7 protein-coding genes are annotated in these 7138 nt (G+C 63.7%); 2 read left to right on the top strand and 5 right to left on the bottom strand.

Annotated features, from left to right (window positions below; all coding sequences use genetic code 11):
• Positions 1-354 precede the first annotated feature (354 nt).
• Positions 355-801 (top strand): nuclear transport factor 2 family protein, encoded by a 447-nt coding sequence (locus P8R42_23135; protein MDG2307492.1) that lies wholly within the window; start codon positions 355-357, stop codon positions 799-801.
• 129 nt (positions 802-930) lie between these two features.
• Here the strand turns inward: P8R42_23135 and P8R42_23130 are convergent, their stop codons facing one another.
• The 5 genes from P8R42_23130 to P8R42_23110 form a co-directional block, all read right to left on the bottom strand.
• Complete coding sequence (locus P8R42_23130) at positions 931-1557, bottom strand: pyridoxamine 5'-phosphate oxidase family protein (protein MDG2307491.1); 627 nt, start codon at positions 1555-1557, stop codon at positions 931-933.
• 138 nt (positions 1558-1695) lie between these two features.
• Positions 1696-2262 carry a helix-turn-helix domain-containing protein gene (locus P8R42_23125; GenBank protein ID MDG2307490.1) on the bottom strand — a complete coding sequence of 189 codons (567 nt, stop codon included), beginning with the start codon at positions 2260-2262 and terminating at the stop codon, positions 1696-1698.
• Positions 2263-3001: 739 nt separating this feature from the next.
• Positions 3002-4018, bottom strand: a complete 1017-nt coding sequence (locus tag P8R42_23120; GenBank protein ID MDG2307489.1) for a hypothetical protein — start codon at positions 4016-4018, stop codon at positions 3002-3004.
• Between the two features lie 1032 nt (positions 4019-5050).
• Positions 5051-6541, bottom strand: a complete 1491-nt coding sequence (locus P8R42_23115; GenBank protein MDG2307488.1) for a hypothetical protein — start codon at positions 6539-6541, stop codon at positions 5051-5053.
• A gap of 29 nt (positions 6542-6570) precedes the next feature.
• Positions 6571-6816, bottom strand: a complete 246-nt coding sequence (locus P8R42_23110) for a hypothetical protein (GenBank protein MDG2307487.1) — start codon at positions 6814-6816, stop codon at positions 6571-6573.
• A 106-nt stretch (positions 6817-6922) separates the two neighbouring features.
• On the opposite strand from P8R42_23110, the gene P8R42_23105 reads away from it, so the two are divergent.
• Positions 6923-7138 (top strand): hypothetical protein (locus tag P8R42_23105; protein MDG2307486.1); only part of this gene is annotated, 216 nt, incomplete at its 3' end.

Here is a 7138-nt window from a genome sequence, read left to right as displayed (position 1 = left end):
CGTCGTGTCTTGCGCTGAATGTCGCGGACGACCTTCTCCGCGCTTTGTCCCTTTCCCATCGGATTCTCCTTCCGTTTGGGCCGGGAGTGTCTCTTATTTCATCGACCTATTTGGTCCAACCGTCTCTGAACCCGAACAGGTCAGCGTGAAACAATACCTGACGTCTTATCGCATCGGACCACGAGCGCCAACGGCTCTGCTGCGGGCGGGAAGCTGGGTGGGAAGCAGGGTGGCAGGCTACCGGTTGCCGGGTTCTGTTTGATGAAGAAAGGGCCGTCGAGAGAAACAGGGCCTCCCTGTTTCCTGCCGTCAGATCGACTTTCTATGGGGTTGACGGTCTGGCATATCAGGGCAATGAAAACACTGATGACTTTGGCGATGGCGACTATCTTGATGGCGGGCATGTTTATCTTGCCGACGGGTTGTGGTTCGTCGAGTGGCGAAAATCCGGATATTCAGGAGTTGGGCGAGCGTCTGGTGGTCGAGTATTACGAAGGTCTGGACCTTGGGGATAGCGCGGTGCTGGCAGCGAAGTTTGCGAGCAGTTTCCAGTCTGTGATTTCTACGGGCCCCAGTTCTCGCGAAGCAGTCCTTGCGACGATTGATGCCGAAACCTTTGGCGACTTTGCGCTTTCGGATTTCACAACGACGCAGGCTGGATCCACGTTGACGGTTTCGTATCGCGGGACGATCGCGGTGGACGGTGTGGCCTATGCCCCAACCTGGCGGGTTAACGTCTTTACGGAAATTGATGGCGATTGGCTTGGAATCGCTTTTGCCGATGCCGGCGAAGCTCCTTAGGTCCTGTTGGACCTTCGACAACCGTCCATGAGGCAGAAAGAGGCGCACGCATACGTCCGGTAAGGCGCCGTTAGGTCGGATGGGAGCCAAAAAGGGGCTTCATGTCGGCTATCCGCGACACCAACAAACCTAGATGCGCTTCGCTAGTTCTTGCCGGGACTGCTCCGTGAAGTCGTCGATCGCTTGCGCAAACTTGGTATCCTTATCCAACCGCCGGGCAAGGATCTTGCCCATCGAGATACGCCGGCGCTCTCCCCACGACGCAGAATCCCAAAGCTTGGAGCGCATGAAGGCCTTCGGGCAATGGAAGAACACTTCTTCGACGTGCACGCGAATCGCCAGCACCGCCGGCTTCCCACGAACCTCCATACTCGCCAGCAGAGACGGGTCGCGGCTGAGTTCGGCCACCCCACTGAGCCGCAAAGTCTCCGGGGTCCCCGGCAGAAGGAAGATGAGTCCAACCTTCGGATTCTCCAGTACGTTGAGATGGCCGAGAGCCATCTTGTTCCCCGTACGATCTGGAATCAGAAGCGTTTTCGAATTCTCGATGCGAACGAACCCGGGAGGATCCCCCTTGGGAGAAACATCGATATTGCCCTTTGCGTCGGCGGTCGAGAGAATCAAAAATGGCGAAGCTCGGATGAACGCCTCGGCAGTCTCTTCGAGTTCGGGAAATACCTTCGCCGCCGTCAGCGGCAACTCTTCACCCACGACTTCGCGAAGTTGCTGTGCTGTCGAGATTCGGTGTGGATCCATCACTCCTCCTGATTTCTAGAATACCCCGTGAAACGCAGGATAGCTCCCGAGCGGTCGGTCGCCAAGATCTGGAGAAACAGCAGACTCCTAAAGAACTCGTCGAGCCCGGGCTGCGCGCCAGTGCACCGGATGCGCTATTCAGGGAAGAAGATCCTTGGGGCGCTGCTCGATTTTGGCTCTCTTTGTCATGGCGTTTCCACCACGATGGATCGAGAGGGAAACCTCACGGCCAACGCCGGCGAGATAGAGTTCTCGCTGGAAGTCGGACACCGAGAGCAATTCGCGACCCCCTACCGCCACAAGAACATCTCCGGCCTCAATACCCGCTTCAGATGCCGGACTGGGAACGAACACATCGTCAATGTAGACACCGGCGCGAGGTGCCTCCGGCAGCTCGTCGCGCTTCGTGAACCACGCCCGGTAGGTGGACGGGCTCTCTCCGGTCCAACGCTGGAACGCCTTCGTGAAGCCCGTCGCGTCGTCGAAACCGACGGCGAACGCGACGTCGACCACGCGACATCCGGGCTCTCGCAGCATCGACAGAGCTACGCTCCCTCTCTCCTGCTCGACGACCGCTCGAAAGGTCGTTCCTTCATCGTGGAGCCGCCTCTGAAATGTGCGGTCTCCCATTCCGAGTCGCTTCGCGATCGATGTTCGCGTGGGTCGCTCCTGCTCCTCGAATGCGATCCGAACTTGCTCGCCCACGGCCTCCGGCCCCTGCCGTCCATGAGGCAGAACGAGGCGCACGCATACGTCCGATAAGGCGCCGTTAGGTCGGATGGGAGCCAAAAAGGGGCTTCATGTCGGCTATCCGCATGGAGCGAGGAGGACGAGGACGAAAAGAGGGACTGAGCGCATGCCGGTGTTCGGCGCGGGACTCCGTGCACCAGAAACGCCCGTCTCAAGGGGCGACGTCGGAGTAGGATCGCCAGCGCTTCTCGATGATCAATCGCGCGCCTCGATAGAACGTCAAGTACGACCACCCCCACTGAAACAACACCAACAGTCGATTCCGAAATCCGCTCAAGTAGTAGATGTGGACCTAGAGCCACAGAACCCACGCGGTGAAACCGGCGACCGGATGTTGCCACTCTCCATCACCGCGCGGCGGCGGCCAATGGTCGCCATCTGGACCTTGTCCGGATAAGCGAAGGCCCTGCGCGGACGTCCGCGCAGCTCGTCACGGATCAGGCGCCCGATGTGCCGACCTTGCTGTAGGGCCGGCGTGGCCACCGCGGGAAGAGGCCGCTCCTCCTGCTCGAAGTGAGCCAGGTCTCCAGCGACGGAGACCTCAAGGTGATCCGAAAGGCTCAGGTCGGGCCCCACGGTCCCCCGATTCTGTCGATCGGTCTCCTCGGAGACCGACCCGCCCAACTCCACTCGTGGCGCCGCGGGCCGGCGCCGCCGGGACCGTGGCGAAGGTCGGTCGTCGTCCCCTCCGCCCTCAGTCGTCGTCTTCCCGGCGCAGGTTCGGATCCGGACCGGTCTGCTGGAAGCAGTACACGACCAGGTCGCTGGGCGGGAAGTTTTCTCGAAGCCACGGGATCAAATTGCAAGGCAGATCGGGCTCCTCTTGCGTCCACCAGCCGTTCCACAGCTCGACGGGGTTTCCGAAGGTGGTCTGAGCCCCTTCGGTGAAGTTGGTCCAGGAATCGCAGTGGTTGGCTTCGGTGCCGTCGGGGGCGGTGCCGGTGCCGGCAAAGGATCCCCAGGAGACCGGTGACCCGTCGACGGTCGAGAACATCAGGATGTCCAGCGTCCCATCGACCAGATCGTCCCACCCGTTGGCAACGACCGAGCCCTGCGGCAGGACGTAGTTGCCGGCGGCCCTCTCGAACCGGTTCGCCGGATCGGTGCCCGCCGCGCTCGCCCAGACGTCGAAGGTCGCCGGCCACGCCGCCGGGAAGTAGCCCCGGTAGTCGGCGAGGTCGTCGCAGTACTCCCCGAGCACCGACGGCTGCCCATCGAGCGTAGGCGTTTGGAGGAGATCCTCGAGGTGCACGGCCTCATCTTCCTCGACATCCGCGAGGAAGTTGGGGAAGCAGCCGGTCGAGATCCAGTGCTCCCGCCACTCCAGATCGGTCATGAAGTCCTCGCGCACGGAGTTGCAGAGCGGCACTGCGAACACGAGCCGCCGCGGGTCGTCGCCGTTGAGGGGCTCGGGATCGAGCCCGAGGACGGCGTTGTCGGTGAGGGTGATCCGGAGCTCGTCGATCAGGTCGTGGACGTTTTGCAGGAGACCGTCGACTTCGGAGGTGCATTCGGACCTCTGGTCGTTCTTGGCCCACAGTAGATCGAGCTTCGCGTCCGCGCGCGCGATGCAGTCGGGGTCGACCTCCTTGGCTTTCTTGTGGGCCTTGGCCAGGCAGTTCGTTTGCAGCTTGATCACTTTGGCGATGAGCTTGATCCGCGTCATCGCGCAGGTCTGCGCCGGCCAATCCGGCAAGGGATCGCTCGCCACGGCAGCGCCGGCGGTAGCGACAAGGGCGCAGCAGCCGAGCGCGAGCACCTTTGGCCAGGACCGGGGACTCGGGCCGGCCTCCTGGACGATTCTGCGGTCTCCGAATGCGACTCGATCCTGGATGCTCGTTCGTGACGGGCGATATCCTGAGCGCCAGCGGCGGCTACTGGCTGAGCGTCTGAGCCTCCGGTTTCCACGGCAAGCGCCCGGCGCTTGGTGTTTCCGGGTGCGCGGGAGCCCGGCTCTGTTCGCGGGTGGCTGGGTTCTGCCAACGCCGCGCACCCGCGAACGGCGCTCCGCCCGCTGGCCCCACATCGCTTGCCGTATGGCGTTTCCGACGGGCCGAATCACGCTCTCGAGTCTCGTAGTAAGAAGCAGAGCGACCATCGGGAGAATACGAAATCGGCTCATAGTGTGGACCCCTTCTTGGACCCAAAAGCAGGACGACTAAAACTCGGAGTTATTTCGTTGGGGGCTCATGTGTTGGACCGCGATCTCACAGCCGCGCGGCGATCCTCTACGTCGCTCGCCCGTTGTGGATGCGAATCGCTCCTAAAGTCAAGTGGGCCATTCCGGCCGATTGCATGGGAGTTCATGGTCTCCAATCGCGGAACCCGGCGCGGCAGCGCTGACTCACGGGACCCCTCACCACGCAAATCACGGACCTCCGTGCGCCGGTGTTGGTCAGGCTCTACGGGTGGGGACGGGAGAATAGGCTATGGAACGTCCCTCATCCATATATGAGTCGCGGCAAGGTTCATCCGTTCGAACCACGGGGCTGCTCGGCGGGCGGACTGTCCGCTTTCTGTCCGTAAACTGCCACCAACTCGGGCCGAAACGGGCTCCATGTACCAGAACGAGCCCCCCGTTATTTCGTCAAAAGGGCTCTTCCTGTCGGCTATCCGCACGATGGCGAAGGCGGCTCCGAGAAGGCCCCGGAAGCGAGCCTTGCGTCGCTCAGCATCATAGTAGGCGCCGCCATGACGGCGCCCCCGTTTCTTCTCGGAATCAGAGATCCCGAGCGCGCGGAGATCACGGAGGGCATGCACCCCCCTTGCGTGCCCACTGGGCGAGCTTGTCCGTGAAGTAGCCGTGTCCAGCCGAGTGGGCGGGCACCAGACCGCCGCCCGGTGCGAAGGCCCACTGGACGAGATTGTCGCCGGTCACATGCGCGACGACGGCCTGTGGACTCCCCGCCGCTGCCTTGATGGAGCGACAGAGGTCACCGGGCAACTTCAGGCCTCCCATGACACTCGGGTCTTCGAAGGTCATCGAGACCGGAGCGAGGTGCCAACTCTGCGGCCCAGTCGGTGGAACCGGCGCGTTCTCGTATCCTCGGCGCGTCGGGTTCGAGGAGTGACAGTCCGTGCACCTGTCGCCGCGCGTCGGTCGTATGTTGCGTCTGTCGGCTTCGTGCGCGATCCGCGAATCGCCCTGTCGTGGAGTGCGCCCGTCGACGTGGCAGTTCGTGCAGCGCGGATGGTGGAAGATGGAGGCGATCTCATTGAACGCGGCGATCGCGCCCTCGGGATCATTGGACGGCGGCGTGCCGCTTCCGCCGGTGCCGGACTGGTCGATCCAGTCCGCGCGCGGGATGCGCTGCGCACAGCGCCCTCGGTTCCACGAACGTCCGACCATCGCGCCTCGCCGGCACTCCCGGCACGCATAGAGGCGCTGGGTGCTGTTGGCGGACAAGTTGAGTGGGCCGCTGACGGTCAGGCTGCGGCGCTCACTCCAGCGGCAGCCGTGTGCGTTGCAGGCCCCGACGGACCACTCCACCGGCTGCCCCCGCAGAAGCACCGGCACAACGAGGCCATTGCCGCCCCAGTAGCCCGCCCGGCTCCCGACCGCGTAGATCGTGGGTACCGTCGCGAACGAGCACTGCTCGCTGTCGCCTTGATTGCAGGGCTCTCCCGGCCGCGCGACGCAGACACGGAAGTGGTGCTCCTCGCGATCGAAAGCCGGATCCATCGCTTCGTCCTGGAACGGGTGTCGCCACATGAACGTCACGTTCGGACGGTTCTTCGTCGCGCCGTCTCGCGGGAACTGGAGGCGAGGCGCCTCGGGCCGTCCATCCGCCGGGTCGTTTGGGTCCTCACCCGGCTCGGCAGGCTCTCCGGGGTCTTCTTGGCCATCGGGCGGCGTGCAGGTCGCCCCATTGCCAGGCAGGGTCACGTTCACGCGCTGCGGAGCCATGCCGCCGGAGTAGTCCTCCTGGACCTGGAAGGTGCGGACGGCGCCGGTACGGCCGTTCGCGACAACCGAGAGGTAGTACGTACGGCTGCCGCGGGGGACGTTCTCGAAGCGCGCGACGCCCATCACGTCGGTCACCGCGTAGCCCTCGGCGCTCGAGCCGGAAGACAGCCCGAGACACACCCGGGCACCCGCGATGCGCGCTCCATTGGTCTCGCCTACCGGCATCTCACCGACCACCACGTTCACGTCACGAGCGGCCTGCGCCGTCGCGGCGACAGCCAGGATGACCAAGATGCCGAGTGTTCTCTGTATGCATGTGCGAAGCATTGGTTCCTCCTTCATGGATCGAGTCGGGCTCAGACGCCGGGGCCCTGGGGATAGTCGGCGGCGAGATCGACCAGCGAGGGAAACAACCCGACCAAGGGACCGATCCCGATCGTTTCGGGGCCCGCTCCGCGCAGATCTGCCAAGTCGATCGTCGTCTCTCCCAACGGGCAGGCAAGCCCGCCGAGGACGACGGCGCCCGACTTCTTGGCGCAGGCGACAAGACCTCCCGGGTGCAGCGGGCTCTCGTTGCGGCGGCAGGAGGGGCGCAGGGTCACGCGCGCCTTCGTAGTGCGGCAGAGCTCAAATCGCGTCGCCGGGGAGGGGTCTGACGGGAACTCCGCATCGAAGGGCGGCGGGGCCACGATCTCAAACGCCGCTGTTTTGCCGAGCTGGGGAAAGAAGCTGCTGCTGGGCGACACGAAACGCGAGGCGAGCGCCCCCGAGGTAAAGGGACTGCAGGACGAGAACGACCGCTTGAAGCACGCTCTGGCCGAGACGGTGCTCGAAGTGCGGTTGCTCAAAAAAGTCTCTTGGGCTCCGGCTCGGACGACGGTACGAGCGATTGAGAGCGGCGGAGAAGCGCGAAGTGATCCGCCT

Source organism: Candidatus Binatia bacterium (genome assembly GCA_029243485.1).
Classification (GTDB): Bacteria; Desulfobacterota; Binatia; order UBA12015; family UBA12015; genus VGTG01.
This window is presented reverse-complemented; position numbering and strand designations above follow the sequence as displayed.